We start from the raw sequence: 18,592 nt of genomic DNA on the forward strand, positions 1-18,592 counted from the left end.
ATGATCGAGGTCGAATCCATCACGTTTGGCTATACTCCCGGTACGCCTATCTTTGAGGATTTTACCTGGCGCGCCGGGCGCAATGAATCCTGGGTCATTCTGGGGCCATCGGGCTGTGGCAAGAGCACCTTGCTTTCCTTGCTAGCCGGTTTACTCCGCCCCCAGCGGGGTGTGGTTCGCATTGATGGCCAAGTACTGACCCGCCCACGTCCGCAGACCGGGTTAATCATCCAAGATTATGGATTACTACCCTGGGCAACGGTGCGCGAAAACGTGCGGTTGGGTTTACGCATTCGTAATTTCTATGGTGCCGATGGTGTTCACGCTCCCCGCGATTATCGCCCAACGCTGGATGTGGAACCCTGGCTGGAACGTTTGAGGTTGCTTTCGGTCGCTGAGCACTATCCTGGCCAGATTTCTGGTGGTCAACGCCAGCGCACGGCAATTGCTCGCACCCTGGTCTTGAATCCGGATATCTTGCTGATGGATGAACCCTTTGCCTCATTGGATGCACCAACGCGCGAAAATCTACAGCGACTGGTACTGGATCTGTGGCAAGAACGTGGTTTAACATTGGTCTTGGTTACCCATTCCATCGAAGAGGCGGCGCTGATGGGGCAGAACATCTTGCTTTTGGGGAGGATGCCTAACCACTCAGCCCGGGTGATTGAAAATCCCGGAGTGCTTCAGTCTGGCTACCGGGATTCATCGGCATATCAAGACCTCTGCCGTCAATTGCGTGCCCGGTTGGAGGAAGTATGAGCCGGCGTCATCTACTTCTGGCCGGATTAGCGTTGCTGGCGCTTTGGCAGGGAGTGGCGATGTTAGTTCGTCAACCCGTTTTGCCACCCCCGACAGAGGTCGGAGTGGCGTTATGGCAAGAAATTCGGAACGGTTCGCTGGGCGGGCATTTTTTAGCCAGCCTATGGCGGGTGGTAGCCAGTACACTGCTGGCCATTTTTACCGCGGCGCCAGTGGGCTTGATTTTGGGGCAGTCGCGGCGCTTAAATGCTTTTTTTGCGCCGGTTATTTACCTTCTCTACCCCATTCCAAAAGTGGTCTTTGTTCCGGTGGTATTGCTTTTCCTCGGTATTGGGGATCTTTCCAAGATCGTGGTGATCTTTTTAATTTTATTTTTCCAGATTTTGGTGCTGGTACGCGATCAGGCGGCAGGTTTACGCCCGGAACTAATTTTGAGTGTGCGCAGCCTGGGGGCAGGCCGTCTAGCACTGTTTCGCTTTGTCTATCTTCCGGCCAGTTTGCCCGCAATTCTAACGGCTTTGCGCCAATCCATTGGCACAGCGGTGGCCGTGCTTTATGTTGCTGAGCTCTTTGCGACGCAGAAGGGTCTGGGATATTACATCTACCTCAACGGCAGCGCGCTTTTGAACTACCCCGCTATGTATGCGGGTGTGGTGGCCATGAGCGTGTTGGGGTTAGGGTTGTATTTTTTGGTGGATGGGATGGAGAAACGCTGGTGCCGCTGGCAGACGGCCGCTTGATCTGCTTCACAAATGCTAGAGAAACAGGATTTTTTCGAGCACGATTCCAAGGGAAAACAGCAGGCTAAATACCAGTACCAACTGTGCACTCCCGGCCAGAGAATGATTGAGTGCCCGTCCCCGGTTTGACCAGACCCCGCGGGTGACCCGAACGGCTAGCGGCAGTGAAGCCAGAGCAAGCAGTGCACCCAGAGGGAGGACCCCGGTTATACTTGCAGCAATGGTAACCAGGTACGTGAAGATCAATAAAACGAGATATTCCCGCCGCGTCCAGGCTTCACCGAAGCGAACGGCTAAGGTATGTTTACCGCTGGCGCGGTCGGTGGGGATATCACGGAGATTGTTAACGACGAGGATGTTGACAATCAAGAGCCCGATGGGAATAGACAACGCTACGGCCCCAGCGCTCACCTGCCGCGCTTGAACGTAGTAAGTGCCTATAACTGCGGCCAAGCCAAAGAAGACGAAGACGGCCACCTCTCCCCATCCGCTGTAACCATAAGGGCGCGGCCCACCGGTATAGGCCAGGGCGGCCAGGATGGACGCTAAACCGATCAGCAGTACCGGCCAACCAGCCAGCGCGATCAGGTAAATACCTACCAGACTCGCCAGGCCAAACACGACCATGGTGCCGGCCAGGACATGGCGTGGTTTTAGTAACCCGGCTTGGGTAACGCGCAATGGCCCCAGGCGCTCCGCGGTATCGGCGCCTTTTTGGTAATCGAAGTAATCATTCGCCAAGTTAGCGCCAATTTGTAGCAATAACGCACCTGCTAGCGCGGCCAACGCTGCTCCCCAATGAAAGTGCCCTTCCGCCCATGCCAGTGCGGTGGCGGCAATGACCGGCGACGCCGCGGCAGGGAGCGTCCTTGGACGGCTGGCCAAAACCCAGGCGTGCCAGGAAGCGTTTGTGAGTGAGGGTTTCCCTTCCATCGAGACGGGCTGTATTATACCTTGAACGTCGAGATGGTTGAAACCTTTCTAATCCTTTGATACTCACTGGGCCTCTTGAGATGGAGCAGGGAAACCTTGCGACCGGAATGAGGGCGTGCGAACGGATTGGGCTGCGCTGAACTCTTTTCGCAAAAGTTCGCCCGGGCGATAAACAAAGAGGTACTCCAAGAGGGAATCTCGCGCTTTGGGTTCCAAGGTATCAAATGCGGCGCCGCCTTCGAGCCATCCTTGTTTATCGGCACGGCGCAACATCACCGATTTCAGGATGACATCAATGCGGCGATGGTATGGGGTGCTAAAGGTCAAGCGGCCGCTTGACAGGGTTGTTTGGGCAGTAAAAGGCGCTTGAACCCGAAAGCCTGCTCCGCTGAGGGAAAGATTGTAGATTTTCGCAGGATACTTGTGGCTATCATGCTCCAGGCACCCCTGAAGATTTACTGAGAAGCGATAATGACGGCGTTCGTGCCGGCGGCTGAGTATTTCTCGTACCCCCAGATAAACCACGGTGGCGTTGTAACCCCCCCAGAACACCACAATCCAGAAAGCCTCGCGACTCAGGCCGGTGATTCCTGAAAACAGGAGGCGAAAACTGCCGAACAAAAGCGCCCCGATCATGGCGCCCAGCAGGGCAAAGTGCCAGCGCAGGGCATTGCGTTCTTTTTCGTACACCGAGCGGTCTACCGACTTGGGTGTGACCTGGAATTTGAGTGGTTTGTTGACCAGCAGCACCAGAAGGGACTGAATAAAAACGACCATGCGTAAAAAGGCGTAGATTTCGCTCTTGAAATAACGGAAATAGCCTCGTCCTCCCAACTGGTTGGCAACGATATTCAGGATGAAATAGGGCGTCCAGAAGAGCAGAAAGCGCGGCAGTTCAACCCGCATTGGAAGCACATTAAAGAGCAGGATCACGACCGGCATCATCAGGAAGATGAATTTCTGCACCGATTCAATGTACGCCAAAAAACTGGCCAAATAGGAAAGGCGTTGTTTAAGCGTTAACCCGGGGATCCAAAGCGGGCTCTCTTTACTGCGGTAAAGTTGCATGGTGCCTTGCGCCCAGCGTAAGCGTTGGAGCAAGTAGGCGGTGATGGTCTGTGGGGCAATGCCAAAAGCCAGGAACTCGTTAACAAACAGGGATTTCCAGCCGCGGCTATGTAGGCGGACTGAGGTATGGATATCTTCGGTGATCGTTTCGGTCGCGACACCACCCACCTCTTCCAACGCCTTGCGACGGATGACCGAGGGACTGCCGCACCAAAAGGCGCTGTTGGTGTAATTTTTACCCGGCTGGATGACGTGGAAGAAAAGCGATTGTTCGTGCCAGGTGGGTTTGCTCTGGTCGTGTTGTATCGAGTCGAGGTTATAAAATTCCTGCGGCAGTTGGACAAAAGCCAGCCGTTCATCCTCGAAATAACCCAGCGTGCGTTCCAAGAAGTCCGGCTGTGGTACCATGTCGGCATCCAGCACGACGATGAAATCTCCATCGGTGTGCTTGAGGGCGTGGTTAAGATTGCCAGCCTTGGCATGGCGGTTATCCGGGCGGGTGATGTAGCCTACGCCAAACCGCTCTGCCAGTTGACGCACTTCCTCGCGCCGCCCATCATCGAGCAGGTAGGTGCGATGAGGATAGGTCATCAGACGGCAACCGGTGAGGGTTGCCTCTAAAATCTCCACGTCTTCATTGTAAGTAGGGATAAAGACATCTACTTTTAACCCCGGACGCGGTGGGCGGTAAGGGACAGGGGGATCAATGCGGCGGGTCATCCAGGAGAAGAGAAGGTAATTGACCACGCTAAACGCCTCGGCTCCCCACAGTAACCAGGAAAGGAAAGGCACCTCGGGATTGATGGTTTCGATGGCACGCCAGGCAAGGTAGAAAATCATGTAGGCGCTCACGAAAAGGGGAATCCAGAAGTACCAGTCAACCCAACGCAAAAGACGCCATAAGGATGGAGAAGAGATACGTCTCAGCTCCATATTTGCCTCTATCTCTTATCTGCTTTTTAGTATTAAATGACGTTTCTGCTCTTTAAATAAAAACACTGTTAGATAGACATAAAATAGATGTAAAATTTATGTTTGAAAAATCTACCCATGGCTTAAGAGATCATCACGTAAGGGGGATGGTATAATCCCAAGCGATGGCCGCACTAGTTGCTTTAGATTTGGAAACGACCGGCACCGATCCGGCGCGCGACGCCATTATTGAGATTGGCGTCGTGCGGTTTAACGGTCCGCGGGTGGAGGAGACCTGGAGCACTCTGGTCAATCCCGGGCGACCGATTCCTCCCGCTATCACCCAACTGACCGGAATCAATGACCTAATGGTGCGTGATGCGCCGCCGTTGCATGCGGTATTGCCGCGCCTGGAACGGTTTGTGGGGGATGCCATCGTTGTGGGGCATAATATTGGGTTTGATCTTGGATTCTTACAGCGGCAGGGGGCCTTGATGCTGGTCGAAGCGGTGGACACCTATGAACTGGCGGCGATTCTCATGCCCTCTGCCAGCCGGTATAACCTAGGATCATTAGGACAGTTGCTCGGCATTCCTCTGCCCAATTCACACCGAGCGCTGGACGATGCACGCCTGACCCATGCGGTTTATCATCGTTTGTATGAGAAGGCGCTCTCTCTTCCTGATGACATTGTGCAGGAATTGGTGCGGTTAAGTGAAAGGTTGGACTGGAAAGGATACTGGTTCTTCAGCGAGGTGCTTCAGCAGCGCGCGCGTGAGGGTATCCGGGCGAAGGTGATACCTGATGATGGGCGTGGATGGTTTCAACCGCTTAATGCGGAGTGGTTGGCGCGTCCTTTGGAACCTCGTGAGTCACCCGTCCCATTAGATGTCGAGGAAGCGGCGGCTTTATTAGAACCAGGGGGCGTCTTTTCACGTCTTATGCCCGGGTTTGAGCACCGTTCTGAACAGGTCGCCATGCTGCGAGCTGTGGCACAAGCGCTTTCGGAAGGGTATCATCTGCTGGTGGAGGCCGGCACCGGTACAGGAAAGTCGTTCGCCTACTTAATCCCGGCGGCGTTATGGGCGTGGCAAAACGGGCGCCGCGTGGTGATCTCTACCAATACCATCACCTTGCAGGAACAGTTAATCAAAAAAGATATCCCCGATTTAGTGAAAGCGTTGGGGTTGGAACTGCGTGCCACAGTGATGAAGGGGCGCATTAATTACCTATGTCCGCGCCGTTTGGAGGCGCTGCGTCAGCGGGGACCACAAAGCGTGGATGAGTTGCGCGTTTTAGGCAAAGTCTTAGTCTGGTTGTGGGAAGGGGGGAGCGGAGACCGCAGTGAAATTACACTCCACGGAGCGGCAGAGCGTGAAGTGTGGCAACGCCTTTCGGCTGAGGATGAGGAATGTAAGGCCGAGACTTGCCTTAAACGCACTGGTGGGGCCTGTCCGTTTTACCGATCCCGGCAGGCTGCGCTGAGCTCGCATTTGGTAGTGGTCAACCATGCGCTCTTGCTGGCGGATGTTGTGGCCGGCAATCGTGTTATCCCCGAGTATGAGGCGCTGATTGTAGATGAAGCCCATCACCTAGAGGAGGCGACCACCAATGCCCTCAGTTATCGCGTCACTCGCGAAGATTTGGCGCGCATGTTGCGGGAGTTAGGGGGAACTTCGAGCGGGATTCTGGGGCATGTGCTCACCCAGTTGCGTAACGTCCTGCGCCCCTCGGATTTCGCCGCGGCGAATCGCGAAGTTCAACACCTTACTGATTTGGCGTTTCAAGTTGAGCAAGATCTAGGGCAATTTTTTACTGCGCTTGACACCTTTCTTGACTATGAACGGGAAGGGCAGCCGTTAGGTATGTATGGGCAACAGGTGCGTTTACTGCCCGGCAATCGCCATCAGCCGACCTGGGAGGCGGTGGAACTGGCTTGGCAGGCAGTACATGAACGCTTGGTGGCGCTTGTGGCGCGCGGCGAGCAGTTCGTACAAGCCTTGGGTGATGTATTGGGGCTGGCGCCTGAGGAATTAGATGATGTACTGGGGTCTCTCAATGGGGTGTTACGCCGCCTAAGCGAAGCAGATCACCAAATTACCGCGCTGGTAAGTCAACCCAATCCGGATTTTGTTTACTGGGTTGAAACCAGCGGTGGGGCTAACCGCATTGCGTTGCAGGTTGCACCGGTGCACATCGGTGCGCTGATGGAAAAATACCTGTGGAATGAAAAGCGCAGTATTGTGCTTACCTCGGCCACCCTAACGACTCAGGGAAATTTTGATTATCTGCGCAATCGCTTAAATGCTTTTACCGCCGATGAACTGGCGTTAGATTCGCCCTTTGATTACCAGAACTCAACTCTGTTGTATATCGTCAACGACATTCCCGAACCCAATGGGGGCGGAGATTATCAGCGCAAGGTTGAGCAGGTGTTGGTGCAATTGGCGAAGGCTACCGGTGGGCGCATGCTGGTACTCTTCACGTCGTATGCTCAATTGCGCCGCACCTCTGAAGCGATTACCGCTCGTCTGCTGGAAGCGGATATTCAGGTCTATGAGCAGGGAGAGGGGGTGTCATCCAATTTGCTTTTAGAATCATTCCGTGAGAGCGAACGTGCAGTTCTGCTAGGAACGCGCGCGTTTTGGGAGGGCGTGGATATCCCCGGCCAAGCGCTTTCGGTGCTGGTCATTGTGCGTTTGCCTTTTGATGTACCCTCCGATCCGATTGTCGCGGCCCGCGCTGAGACATTTGAGGATCCCTTCAATGAGTATCACTTGCCCGAGGCGATTTTGCGCTTTCGGCAGGGGTTTGGTCGCCTGATTCGTACCCAGACCGACCGCGGCGTTGTGGTTATTTTAGATCGGCGTGTCCTCTCTAAGAGTTACGGAAAAGCCTTTTTAGAATCCCTGCCCCAGTGCACAATGCGCGTGGCTTCGATGCAGGAATTACCCGCTGCTGCGGCACGGTGGTTGAATTTGTAGGGGTCAGGTTTTGAGTGAGGCGGGGGATTGAGGCTTTTTTAGGCTTATCCCAATAAAGGGATTAATTTAGTTAGGAATCTGCGGCTTGTGCCCAAAGTTCTGTGTTATTATAAATCACAGGGGGAATGAAGGCTGAAAATCCAGACAGAGATTAACTGAAAAAAGGAGAGTTTATGTTTGCCACTACGCTTATGGATCAGATTGCCGCCCACCTTGATTTCTTGGGTTATGAGACCTCGTGGGGTGAGGATCGCGTTCTGTTTGCCCGCCATCCGCGTCATTTTAACCTGATCGTGAAGGATTACGCCTTTGGGGTCCTGTTTACCACGTTTTTTAAGGTCAATGATAAGGGGCTATCGCATCGCAATGAGGTTTATCAGGCGGTGAATGCGTATAATCGGTTGGCGCGGGTCTGTCGAGGATATCTAGATAAAGATTTTGATCTGGTGGTCGAGGCCAGTTTTCCCAACTTGTATGATAAAGGTGTCTTTGGGTCATTCATGGATACATTGAACGAGGATCTGCGAGCGCTGGCCGACGAGGGAATAGGCTTGCGGCAGTTTGTGATCTAAACGACAAATCGCAAACCATCTTCAGTTCGGAATAAAAACCCTGGTAATAAAAACTGGCCGGTTGAACCCCATCTCAAAGGACGGGGAATATATGATGGTATCTCTACAACCCTGGTTGAATGATCATCATGGCGTTTCCTCACCATTTAGGATCTTTAGAAGGGTGAGGGCATTGAATGGGGCAAAGGCTTCAAAATCGTTATTGAAGAAGACGTACACCGTGTCTGCTCCTTGATCCACGGCCTGTTGTATCCAATGGGCGATTTCGTTAAGTTCATCATGCGTGTAGTTGTGATAATACCAATGACTGCGGCCATGCAGGCGAAAATAGGCTGATGTGGCCGTAACCCAACCTAAGGGGCGACTCTTGGGTGAATCGGCTTCGCAAAAGGTGACACCGAGTTCGGTGAGCAATGACCTGGTATCCTCGGTGAGCCAACGCGGGTGACGGAATTCCACGGCCACCCGCGAGGGATCCTCGAACGCCAGGAGGGCATTGCGCAGGCGCGAGAGATCGTAGGGAGTGCTAGGCGCTAATTGCAACAAGATCAGCCCTAGTTTCTCACCAAGTAAATTAGCCGATGCCCAGAAGGCGCGAATATCCTCTTCAACTTCTACCAGGTATTTCCGATGGGTAATGGTCTTAGGGGCTTTGAGCACGTAACGAAAACCCGGTGGCGCCTGAGTTGCCCATTTCAGGTAGGTCTGATCTTTGAAGGTGCGGTAAAACGTAGCGTTAATCTCCACAGTATTGAAATGTTGCGCATAATAACCAAAACGCTGACTGGCTGGTAGATCTGAAGGATAAAAGCGCCCCTGCCAATGGGGGTAAATCCAACCTGACGTACCAATATAAAAATGAGGGCGAGAAAGTCCAGACTCAATCATAAGCAAAAACAAGCCACTGAACGTGAATGCGGAATGCTTGACGACTTGGTTTATTCTCATTATAATAATGATCGCGCTGCGGGGTAGAGCAGTGGCAGCTCGTCGGGCTCATAACCCGGAGGTCGGTGGTTCGAATCCACCCCCCGCTACCTGTAAAATAAAATCCGCCTTCAGAGGCGGATTTTGCCTTTAACTGGCAGGAAACCCTAACCCGAAAATAGTGTCGAGATTCTTGACATACTTGTGTTCTAATTCTAATATATAAGCAGTAATATATAACAATTATGGTATCCGGGTTAATTCGTGTGAAGGGTAGTCAGTAAATGCGCTCCGGAGGCATGCTCGCTGCCGTGAGGGCAAGGATGGAGATCCAATCTTTCATTTACATAAAGGGGAGCCTATGAACGGTGATGCTTCAAAAACGGTGGTGGTTGTTGGATCGGGTGCTGCAGGTATGACGGCAGCGCTGGCGGCAAAGGAAGCCGGCCTTAAGCCTATCATTGTTGAAAGCATGGACACCATCGGTGGGTCCTCAGGGATGTCGGGCGGGGGAATGTGGATTCCCAATAATCCCCTCATGCTTAAGGCCGGGGTGCCCGATTCCTATGAGCAAGCCCGCTTGTATATGGATACCGTAATCGGCGATGTCGGTCCGGCCAGTTCACCCGAGCGCCGCGAGGCCTATTTGCGCGAAGGTCCGCGGATGGTGGAATGGCTCTCGCGCTTAGGATTTCGCTTTTTCTATACCCCGGGCTATGCCGATTATTATCCTGAACAGCCTGGGGGGAGCGTCAAAGGACGATGCGTCGAACCCGATTTCTTTGACCTCAACAAGTTGGGTGCTTACAAAAACAAGATCAACGGCGCCCTTCCCCTGGCACTGCATACCTTAGATGCCTCTAAAATCTCACTTTCGTTTCGCCTTTTTTCCGCTTTTCTCCATACTGCCTACGTGATCGGGATTCGCAGCATTGGCAGCCGGCTGATCGGCAAGTCGTTGACCGGCCTCGGTGGTGCCTTGATTGGTCAACTCGTGTACCTCGCGTTGCAGCGCGCTATCCCCATTTGGACTAATAGCCCTATGGTGGAGTTGATCTACGAATCTGGAAAGGTCAAGGGCGTGGTAGTGGAAAAAGAGGGTAAGCGCAGTGCTATTTATGCCAGGGCGGTAATTCTGGCTGCGGGTGGTTTTGCCCATAACAATGAGATGCGGCAGACCTATCATCCTCACCCGATCACCACCAATTGGACAGTAGCCAGTCCTGGCGATTTGGGAGTAGCTATCCAAGCCGGGATGGCCATCGGCGCCGCTACGGCCTTGATGGATGAAGCCTGGTGGGGGCCGGTGTTTATTGATCACAAGGGCAAAGCACAGTTCATGCTTTGGGAACGTTCAGCACCGTTTGGGTTTATTGTGGACAGTTCCGGTCAGCGGTTTATGAATGAGTCCGCGTCATATGTGGATTGTGGGCATTGGCAATACGAACGCCATAAACAGGTGCCAGCGATCCCGGCATTTTTAATTATGGACTCGCGGCATCGAAAATATTATCCCTTTGGGATGATGCTGCCGGGTATCACACCCAAAGAATGGTTCGAATCAGGCATGATGGTTAGGGCAAATTCGCTACCCGAGTTGGCCCAGGCTTGTGGAATAGATGCGGATAACCTCGTAAAAACGGCAGAGCGCTTCAATCGCTTTGCCAAGACCGGCAAAGACCTGGATTTTCACCGTGGGGATAGCGCCTATGACCGTGTTTATAGCGATCCAACGGTCAAGCCCAACCCCAACCTTGGACCAGTAGAGCGGCCGCCCTTTTATGCGGTACGGGTGTGGCCCGGTGACCTGGGGACTAAAGGTGGTTTGTTGACCGATGAATGGGCGCGGGTCATACGTGAGGATGGCCAGCCTATCGAGGGATTGTATGCTGCCGGCAATACGACGGCTTCGGTGATGGGGCGTACCTATCCTGGCCCCGGTGCCACCCTTGGCCCGGCGATGGTCTTTGGGATGATCGCTGGTCGCCATGCGGCGACTCTGGGTTAAACGCGAAGGACGGATAGTGGTTAACATAGGAGCGAGGGTTGGGTGATCTGCGCTAACCCTTGCTTGCTTTATGCCGAGGTCAGGTCTTGGGTGTAAAGGTTGAGATATATCGGTGGTGAGACAATCTCCGTAAGGGAGAAATGTCCGTAGGAAGAAATGACCATCATGGAAATTGACTATATCCTGCTTGGACTGATCAAGTTGTACAAAGAGGTAACCGGCTATGAATTAAACCGGATTATTCGCGATTCAAATCGCTACTTCATCTCTGTGTCCCTGGCTTACATTTATCCGGTGCTCAAGCGTTTGTATCAGCGGGGTTGGGTGACCTATGCGGCTATGCCGATCCCTAATCGTCCAGATAAAAAGGTGTATCGTATCACGCCCTTAGGTGAGCAGGTCTTACACACCTGGCTCGAAGCCCCGATAGAACCGGATATGTATTTTCGATCTTTTTTGCTCAAAATGCAGTTTGCCACCCTCATGAGCAAGTCAACGATTCTGGCTCACATTGAACGCGAGATACAACGCCTGGAAGAAAAGATCCGTGATGTGAATCAACTCTCCTACTGCATTGACTCGGAAAAACTGGATGCCCGAAGCTGTGAGGTGCTGGCGCGGATGGCTCAATTACTCCGCGATACGGATCAGTTGCGGATCGAGTGGTTGAGACGCTGGCAAGAAAACTTAGCAAAATGCAATGAGGGGCCCGAATAGATTACTCGATCAAATCCCAATTAAATGGTCGGACCATATCCACCGTGCCCTTTTCTGGATTTATTCCGACAAATCTATAGGCTGAATGCCGGTACTTTTTGCTCTTGGTCCTCAATGGTGATCAAAAAGTACGGACACCACACAACTCCAAATAATTCAACAAAGACATTGCTGCGTTGCGGAGGTAACGGCACCTGAGTTTCCTCAGTGATGATCTTGGTCCACCGTTCCTGAAGGGTTGAAAGGGTTTTCTGGTAATCTTGCTCTAAGGCTGCCAATTGCTTTTCTAGGGCTTCCAGGTCTTTTTTCTCCTGCTCCCACGCGGCTTTGGCTTGAGCTGTCAGTCGCCTTTTGGTTAGTGAACTGGAAACGCTGCGCTTTCGGCCTCCGAACAGACTCATGAGCAACTCACCCCCGGCGCCCAGTTCTTCGATCCGCCGTTGCGAAAACTCATCTTCCTTCCGCTTAACCTCAGCCTTTTGGCGCTCAATGCGCTCCTTCAAGGCATCTATCTTGCGTTGATAGGTCTCTTCCAGTTTGGCTTTCTCGGCGCGAATGGTCGCTTGAGCGGCTTGCTCACATTGCTTTCGAAAGTCCTCTTCCGTAACGGCGGGGCTGGCGTAAACTTTGAGCGCTTCGTTAGCACGTAAATAAATGGTTCCATTACGGAAGACCCAATCCACGAAATCTTTTTCTAGGTCTTTGAGCAGCCGTACGTTGCTAAGCCATGCGGGAAGCGGTGCAAAGAATGACTGGGGTAGGGGATGAGAGTGAAGGGAACCTGGCTCGAGATTGCGCCAGGCAAATTTCTCCCAGGGGATTAACCCACTGGGTTCGCGGTCTACCAAGGCGGTCAGTTTACGGCTGAATTCAAGGTTATATTTGCGTGCCAGGTAACGGATTTCGGCCTGAGCTAACAATGCCGGGATATACAGAATGCCCCGGGTCGTTACCTCGCGGGCAGGAGATAGCCCTGCCATGGTCATGGCTTGTTGCAGGTCAAGGTTGCCGGGAAGGAAAAATTCATCAATTCCTGCTGGAACAGCCGGGCGTGTGCTGGAGAAGGCAGCGGATTTCTCGCTCTTAATTGGGCTTTGAGAAGGGGGTTGGGGTGGGGTCTGGGCGGAAATGGTTGATTCCACAGGAGGAGTTACAGGCTGACCCTGTCGCTTAGCCAGCCGATTTAGGGCCGGGATTTGGGAGCGAGTGAGCGGTCCGGCCAGGAAGTTTAGCGCCCAACGCGTCTGGAAGAGCGTTGGTCCTTTTGAGTGAACATTGTGAAGAAAGAACACCCGTTTGCCCAAACTCGAGATCATTCGATCCATTTGACCCCGATCTAACGCACCGGTGATGGTTTCTAATCCATCAAGCAAGCGGTCTTTATCTCGCTGGGTCTGTAAACGCCCGATGGCCCAGGTTCCAGCGTTTGAGAGACCTTTGTAATCCAGATCTACCGGGTTTTGAGTAGCCAGAAGCAACCCGACGCCAAACGCCCGGGCTTGTTTGAGCATGCGGAGCATCACCGGGCGGGAAGGCGGATTAGCAACAGGTGGGAGGTAACCCAGAATTTCGTCAAAGTAGACAATGGCGCGCAAGCCGCTGGTGCCACGCTGGTTTCGCATCCAAGCCTCAATGGCGGTGAAAAGCAACGTCACGAAGAACATGCGTTCATTGTCGTTCAAGTGGGCAAGATAAAATATAGAGTGGCGAGGCTTTCCTTCTGGGGTGTAGAGGAAGGCCGCCACATCCAAGGGATCTCCCTCAAGCCAGGTCTGAAAAGACGGAGAAGCCAAGAAGTTGTTGAGCAGCATCGCCAATTCGGCTCGCTCCTTGGGAGGGAAAAAATTATCCAGCGCAAAAGCCCCCAAGCGGTCAAAAGGCGGGCTCTGGGTTTGCATAATCAATTCAGTGAGGTCTAAGGCGTATCCCTGACTCCAAGCGGTTTCAATGATGTTTGAAATGAGGATGTGTTCCCGCGAACGAAGTGGATCAATATTATCCAGACCCACCAGACCGAGCAAAGCCGTAACGGTGCTGCTAATTTTTTCACGCAGGATTTCGCGGTTCTCCTCCCAGGGCACATTAGGTGCAGCAAACGAGGTTAGGATATTTACGGGTACCCCGGCCGAGGAACCGGGGGTATAAATGGTGTAATCAACCGCTTCCTGAAGAGCCCTCAGTTGTTCAGGACCTAACCCCCATTTGGCCAGGCCCTCACGCCACATTTGAGCCGTTTCAGCTGCGAGTTCACTTAGTGATTTACCGCTCCGACGGGCGCTCTCCGGATCTAGCCAGGGTTCGAAATCCTCAGGGCGTAATTCGGGAAAATGGAGCACCAGATTGGTCAGATCACCCTTGGGATCAATGATGATGGCGGGGATGCCCTGTAATGCAGCCTCTTCAAGCAGAGAGATGCACAACCCCGTTTTACCTGAACCGGTCATACCGGTGATCACCGCATGGGTGGTCAAGTCGGCAGGATCGTAAATGAGCGGTTTTTCGGAGACCTCATTTTTGGCGGGATCGAAAATCCGGCCAAGATAAAAACCAGTTGGTCTTTCACTGCTCATGTGGATATCCTGTTTTTTGAAGTCTTAGTTTCATTATAGCATCATGATGATCTATAAATTATTTCCATGAAGTGAGTTTTGGCAAGAGTGGCTATAGTTACATAACGTCATGAACGCCTGTGGGTTGCCTCACTGTTGTGGTGTGAGTTGAGTGTCGGGCCCAATTTACCCTCTTTTTCCTCGTGCTATAATCTCCCCTGAGCCATGGCTGAGTCTAAAACCCCTACCGAGTCCTCTTCCTCACCGCTGCGGCGCTCGGCTTTGCGCCAGGTAAATTTGCGCCTGATCTTGCAGCCGGGCGAACATTATCACCTGAATGTCACCACCCTAACCCCTGAGGGTGAACCCCTGGAAACCCATACCCTGGCGCTGAGTAACCCACCGCAGAATGCTGAATCACTTCCTTTGCCATCTTGGGTAACTGAGGCGGTACCCTCGGCGGGCGCAAGGTTCTGGCAGCGTCTTTGGTCGCGCGTGCAAGCCCTGCCGTGGGTGGGCGCTTTGACCGTGCTGGCCATAGCCTTTTATGCATTCACGCGTCTGGTAGGTTTAGACCGTTTCCCGATCTATTTCTTCAGCGATGAGGCTGTGCAAACACTTTTAGCTGCCGATTTCCTGCGCGATGGTTTACGCAATTATGACGGCGAGTTTCTCCCTACCTACTTCGAGAACGGCGGTCAGTACAACCTGAGCCTGTCGGTGTATCTCCAGGTGTTGCCTTATCTGCTCTTTGGCCGCTCGGTGATCGTCACGCGGGCAACGTCTGCCTTGATTACCTGTTTGGCAGCGCTGTGGGTAGCGTTAATCATGCGCCGAGCCTTTGGAAGTCGTTTTCCCTGGTTAGCGACGTTAATTTTGACCGTCACACCGGCTTGGTTTTTGCATTCGCGCACGGCGTTTGAAACGGCTTTGGCAACCAGTTTTTACGCTGGCTTTCTTTACTATTACTCGCGTTATCGCTTGGAGCAGCCGCGTTATTTGCTCTCTGCCGCCCTTATGGCTGCGCTAACCTTTTATAGTTACAGCCCGGCCCAGGTCGTGGTGGCGGTGAGTGTCGTTCTGCTGGCGGTACTCGACGCTCGCTATCACTTACAGCACCGCCGCGAGGCGGGACAGGCACTGGGGTTAGGGGTGCTTCTGCTTCTGCCTTATGTTCGTTTTCAACTCACTTATCCTGGGGAAACGCTGCGTCATCTTGAAATCTTGCGCTCGTACTGGCTGCAGCCTCTGCCGTTAGAGGAGAAATTACACCTGTGGGGGCAGGAATATCTGCAAGGGCTAAATCTGCTCTACTGGTTTCGTCCTGATCCACCGGATTTGATCCGTCATGTCATGAAAAATTACGGGCATTTGTGGCGCCCCGGGTTGCTCTTCACCCTCATTGGTATTATTTTGGTAATGCGTCACCTGCGACAACCGGCCTATCGTACCTTGTTGGTGGCAGTATTGGCAGCACCGAGTGGAGCGGCCATGGTAGAGATGGGGGTGACACGGGCGCTGTTTATGGTGATTCCGGCGGCACTGCTTACCGCATTAGGGCTGGAATGGGTGATCCGGCGCATAGGGCAAAGCCTGGCGAAATGGCTAATACCCTCAATTACCCTAAATGTGCTCGCCGGCATTACCTTTGCCGGGTTGAGCCTATATGGGCTGGAGATGCTCCATGATTCGTTGCACAATGCGCCCCTGTGGTATCGTAATTATGGGCTAAACGGCATGCAGTACGGTGCACAGCAAATTTTTGCGGCTGTACAAGACTACCTGCAGGATCACCCGGGGACTAAAATCCTGGTTTCACCGACCTGGGCCAACGGCACTGACGCCCTGGCGCGCTTCTTTGCCGGCGATCCTCTGCCATTTGAACTGGGAAACATTGATGGTTTTGTAAATGAGTACCGTCCCGAATTAGAAACCCTGGTATTAGTGATGACCCCGGAGGAATATGAGCGTGCCCGCAATAGTCCCAAGTTTACCGGGCTCCAAATTGAGCAAATTTTGCCGTATCCCGATGGTCGGCCAGGGTTTTACTTTGTCCGCCTGCGCTACGTGGACAACATTGAGGCTATCCTTGAAGCGGAGCGCCAACAGCGTCGCCTTTTGGTTGAAGGAAAAATTACCTTGCTGGATGGCAGTCAAGCCCAGGTGGCGTACTCTTACCTTGATATGGGAGAAATTCAGCATGCCTTTGACGGTGATCCCACGACAATGATCCGCACTTATGAAGCGAACCCGCTGCGAATTCAGTTAACGTTCTCTGACCCAAAGTTAATTCATACGTTTACGTTTCGGGTTGGCGGTGTGCCCACTCGGGTGACCGTGCAGTTGTGGGCGCCGGATACAGCCGAGGCGATGGTCGTGAGCCAAGAAGTGGGAGAAACGCCACTCCCGCGTGAGGTGACCTTGAGCCTACCGGCGCCGCAAGAGGTACTCCGGATGGAGATTGAGGTTTTAAACGTGCGCGATGGCGAGCCAGCGCATGTGCATTTGTGGGAGGTGCAGTGGCGGTGAATGGATCGGGCCAACGCGCGCGACGCAGTTGGCGCAATTGGGCGTTGCTCGTGGGAATGGCTTGGTTTACCCTGACCCAAGCAATGCGCTTGGTCCAGGCCGTCGCATTATGGCCGTGGCTAATGGGGATTCAGTTATGGCCTGGTCCGACCTATCTGGCTGTGACGGGTTTTATCTGGGCGCTGGCCGGGGCGGTAGGTATTGTAGGGTTATGGAGACGCCGAGGTTGGGGGCTACGTTTGTGCGAGACGACCTTGGTGGCCTGGAGTGCGTGGAATTGGGCGGATCGGCTTTGGGTTTCGTCTTCTCCCACCGGGCTGTGGAACTGGCCGTTTGCCTTGGCGGTTAACCTTATCATGTTGATAAGTGTTTTCTTGTTAATCCATGCCGAAAGAAAGGATGACTACGGTGTCAAAGACGAATAACGAAGAGGAGATTGAAGTTAAGTTTTATATCCGATCCCCGCAGCGGTTGCATCAGCGGTTGTTGGTATTAGGGGCGGAGGAAGTCCGACCCCGCGGTTATGAACTCAACCTGCGTTTTGATTATCCCGACCGCCGCCTGACGCGCGAGCACCGCGTGCTGCGCTTGCGTCGCGATGTCAAGGCTATGCTCACCTATAAAGGCCCTGCCCAACCCGACCTACCAGTGAGCACAAGGCGTGAGATTGAGGTAGAAGTGGATGACTTTGACGTGGCGCGCCATCTGTTAGAGGCATTGGGGCTGGAGGTAAGTGTTATTTATGAAAAATGGCGTACCACTTATCGCTTAGGCGCGGCAGAAGTGGTTATTGACGAAATGCCCTATGGGATTTTCTGTGAGATCGAAGGGCCAGATGCCGCAACGATTGAAACGACGGCGCGGCGTTTGGGTTTGAACTGGGATACCCGTGTTCGCCAGAGTTACCTGGCGTTATTTGAAACGGTTAAGCGTGCTCTTCGCATTGAATCCCCCCACCTGACGTTTGAGGCATTTAGCGGGGTAAAAGTAATGCCCGAAGATTTAGGAGTGCGCGTCGCCGATGAGGAATAATAACCCTATGATATAGTGCTAAGGAAGGCCATCAATGCCTGGATAAAGGCTGACGGGTTTTCACGCTGTGGCCAATGTCCGCATTGAGGCAAGATGGTCAGTTGTGAACCGGACAATCGCCGGTGAGCTTCATAAGCGCATTCGAGCGGTACCAAGCGATCATGTTCCCCGTGAACAAATAACGTGGGGACTTTAATCTCATTCAAGCGATCCAAGTAGACGGTGCGTAAACCATTCTTAAGCACCTCATGGCGCTGGAAGGCGCGAAAGGCACGCCCGGCATGGGGTTTGCGCACCTCTTCCCACACGGCGTTCATCAAGTCGAAGTCAATTTTTCGCGGGTCGTAAAAGACTTGCTGGAGTGAGGCTTTAGCCAGCGCAGGGTGGCGTGTGATAATCCACCAGGTTAGGCGGTTAAGCCAATCCAGTTGGACCAGCCAGTACGACCAGCGATGCGCTGGGGCAAAACGCTGTAACCCATAACTGTCCACTGGTATCAGGCGTTGAACGCGCTCGGGGTGGGTGAGGGTCAGCCCAATCGCAATTCCCCCACCCATTGATACTCCAGCCACGGTGACTCGTGTTAAATTAAGGGTGTCCAGGAGGGCCGTAACAAAGTCAATATAAAAAGCCATGGTGTAAGGGATATCCGGATGGGCGCTGTCGCCATAACCGGGTAAATCGGGTGCATAAACACGGTGGGTTTTAGCCAATGCGGGGATGATGGGTTCCCAAGAGAGGCGCGCTGAGTCCACCCCACCACCATGTAAGAGCAGAATTGCTTGTTCGCCTTCGCCCATGCAAAACAGGTGCGTAGTTAATCCCTGGACCTCGAGAAACAAGTCTTTTAAGGCCATCG

The 18,592-nt window shown here is 53.2% G+C and carries 14 protein-coding genes and 1 tRNA gene; 10 read left to right on the top strand and 5 right to left on the bottom strand.

The window, feature by feature from the left end; all coding sequences use genetic code 11:
* Positions 1–762 carry an ABC transporter ATP-binding protein gene (locus QYE77_RS12205; RefSeq protein ID WP_315625706.1) on the top strand — a complete coding sequence of 254 codons (762 nt, stop codon included), beginning with the start codon at positions 1–3 and terminating at the stop codon, positions 760–762.
* The gene (locus tag QYE77_RS12210; protein WP_315625707.1) at positions 759–1,502 is read left to right on the top strand and encodes an ABC transporter permease; all 744 of its coding nucleotides are present in this window, start codon (positions 759–761) and stop codon (positions 1,500–1,502) included. The genes QYE77_RS12205 and QYE77_RS12210 overlap by 4 nt, the downstream gene beginning before the upstream one ends.
* A 15-nt stretch (positions 1,503–1,517) precedes the next feature.
* On the opposite strand, the gene QYE77_RS12215 is transcribed toward QYE77_RS12210, so the two are convergent.
* Together QYE77_RS12215 and QYE77_RS12220 are read right to left on the bottom strand one after the other, a co-directional pair.
* On the bottom strand, positions 1,518–2,435 hold the full coding sequence (locus tag QYE77_RS12215; protein ID WP_315625708.1) for a 1,4-dihydroxy-2-naphthoate polyprenyltransferase: 918 nt from the start codon (positions 2,433–2,435) through the stop codon (positions 1,518–1,520).
* Between the two features lie 63 nt (positions 2,436–2,498).
* Positions 2,499–4,436 carry a glycosyltransferase gene (locus QYE77_RS12220; RefSeq protein ID WP_315625709.1) on the bottom strand — a complete coding sequence of 646 codons (1,938 nt, stop codon included), beginning with the start codon at positions 4,434–4,436 and terminating at the stop codon, positions 2,499–2,501.
* Positions 4,437–4,600: 164 nt separating this feature from the next.
* On the opposite strand from QYE77_RS12220, the gene QYE77_RS12225 reads away from it, so the two are divergent.
* Together QYE77_RS12225 and QYE77_RS12230 are read left to right on the top strand one after the other, a co-directional pair.
* A complete protein-coding gene (locus QYE77_RS12225) occupies positions 4,601–7,399 on the top strand; it encodes a helicase C-terminal domain-containing protein (RefSeq protein ID WP_315625710.1) in 2,799 nt (932 codons plus the stop codon).
* A 173-nt stretch (positions 7,400–7,572) separates the two neighbouring features.
* Entirely contained in the window at positions 7,573–7,971 is a 399-nt protein-coding gene (locus QYE77_RS12230; RefSeq protein WP_315625712.1) for a hypothetical protein, read from the top strand.
* A gap of 126 nt (positions 7,972–8,097) precedes the next feature.
* Here QYE77_RS12230 and QYE77_RS12235 read toward each other — a convergent pair whose 3' ends face one another.
* Entirely contained in the window at positions 8,098–8,859 is a 762-nt protein-coding gene (locus tag QYE77_RS12235; RefSeq protein ID WP_315625713.1) for a DUF72 domain-containing protein, read from the bottom strand.
* Positions 8,860–8,936: 77 nt separating this feature from the next.
* Here QYE77_RS12235 and QYE77_RS12240 point away from each other — a divergent pair.
* The 3 genes from QYE77_RS12240 (at position 8,937) to QYE77_RS12250 (ending at position 11,623) form a co-directional block, all read left to right on the top strand.
* Positions 8,937–9,008: transfer RNA gene (locus tag QYE77_RS12240), tRNA-Met, on the top strand.
* A gap of 251 nt (positions 9,009–9,259) precedes the next feature.
* A complete protein-coding gene (locus QYE77_RS12245; RefSeq protein WP_315625714.1) occupies positions 9,260–10,906 on the top strand; it encodes an FAD-binding protein in 1,647 nt (548 codons plus the stop codon).
* Positions 10,907–11,062: 156 nt separating this feature from the next.
* Entirely contained in the window at positions 11,063–11,623 is a 561-nt protein-coding gene (locus QYE77_RS12250; protein WP_315625715.1) for a PadR family transcriptional regulator, read from the top strand.
* A 74-nt stretch (positions 11,624–11,697) separates the two neighbouring features.
* On the opposite strand, the gene QYE77_RS12255 is transcribed toward QYE77_RS12250, so the two are convergent.
* Entirely contained in the window at positions 11,698–14,193 is a 2,496-nt protein-coding gene (locus QYE77_RS12255; protein WP_315625716.1) for a helicase HerA domain-containing protein, read from the bottom strand.
* A 204-nt stretch (positions 14,194–14,397) separates the two neighbouring features.
* Between QYE77_RS12255 and QYE77_RS12260 the strand changes: the two genes are divergently transcribed.
* Genes QYE77_RS12260 through cyaB form a run of 3 tightly spaced genes read left to right on the top strand, consistent with a single transcriptional unit; the run spans position 14,398 to position 17,733 of the window.
* Positions 14,398–16,701, top strand: coding sequence for an ArnT family glycosyltransferase (locus tag QYE77_RS12260; RefSeq protein WP_315625717.1), 2,304 nt, complete (start codon positions 14,398–14,400; stop codon positions 16,699–16,701).
* Positions 16,698–17,126, top strand: coding sequence for a hypothetical protein (locus tag QYE77_RS12265; RefSeq protein WP_315625718.1), 429 nt, complete (start codon positions 16,698–16,700; stop codon positions 17,124–17,126). Before QYE77_RS12260 ends, QYE77_RS12265 begins: the two co-directional genes overlap by 4 nt.
* Positions 17,110–17,733, top strand: coding sequence for a class IV adenylate cyclase (gene cyaB / locus QYE77_RS12270; RefSeq protein WP_315625719.1), 624 nt, complete (start codon positions 17,110–17,112; stop codon positions 17,731–17,733). Before QYE77_RS12265 ends, cyaB begins: the two co-directional genes overlap by 17 nt.
* 5 nt (positions 17,734–17,738) lie before the next feature.
* Here the strand turns inward: cyaB and QYE77_RS12275 are convergent, their stop codons facing one another.
* A complete protein-coding gene (locus tag QYE77_RS12275) occupies positions 17,739–18,590 on the bottom strand; it encodes an alpha/beta fold hydrolase (RefSeq protein WP_315625720.1) in 852 nt (283 codons plus the stop codon).
* Positions 18,591–18,592: the final 2 nt, after the last annotated feature.

The organism is Thermanaerothrix solaris (assembly GCF_032334255.1).
GTDB classification, from domain to species: domain Bacteria; phylum Chloroflexota; class Anaerolineae; order Anaerolineales; family Anaerolineaceae; genus Thermanaerothrix; species Thermanaerothrix solaris.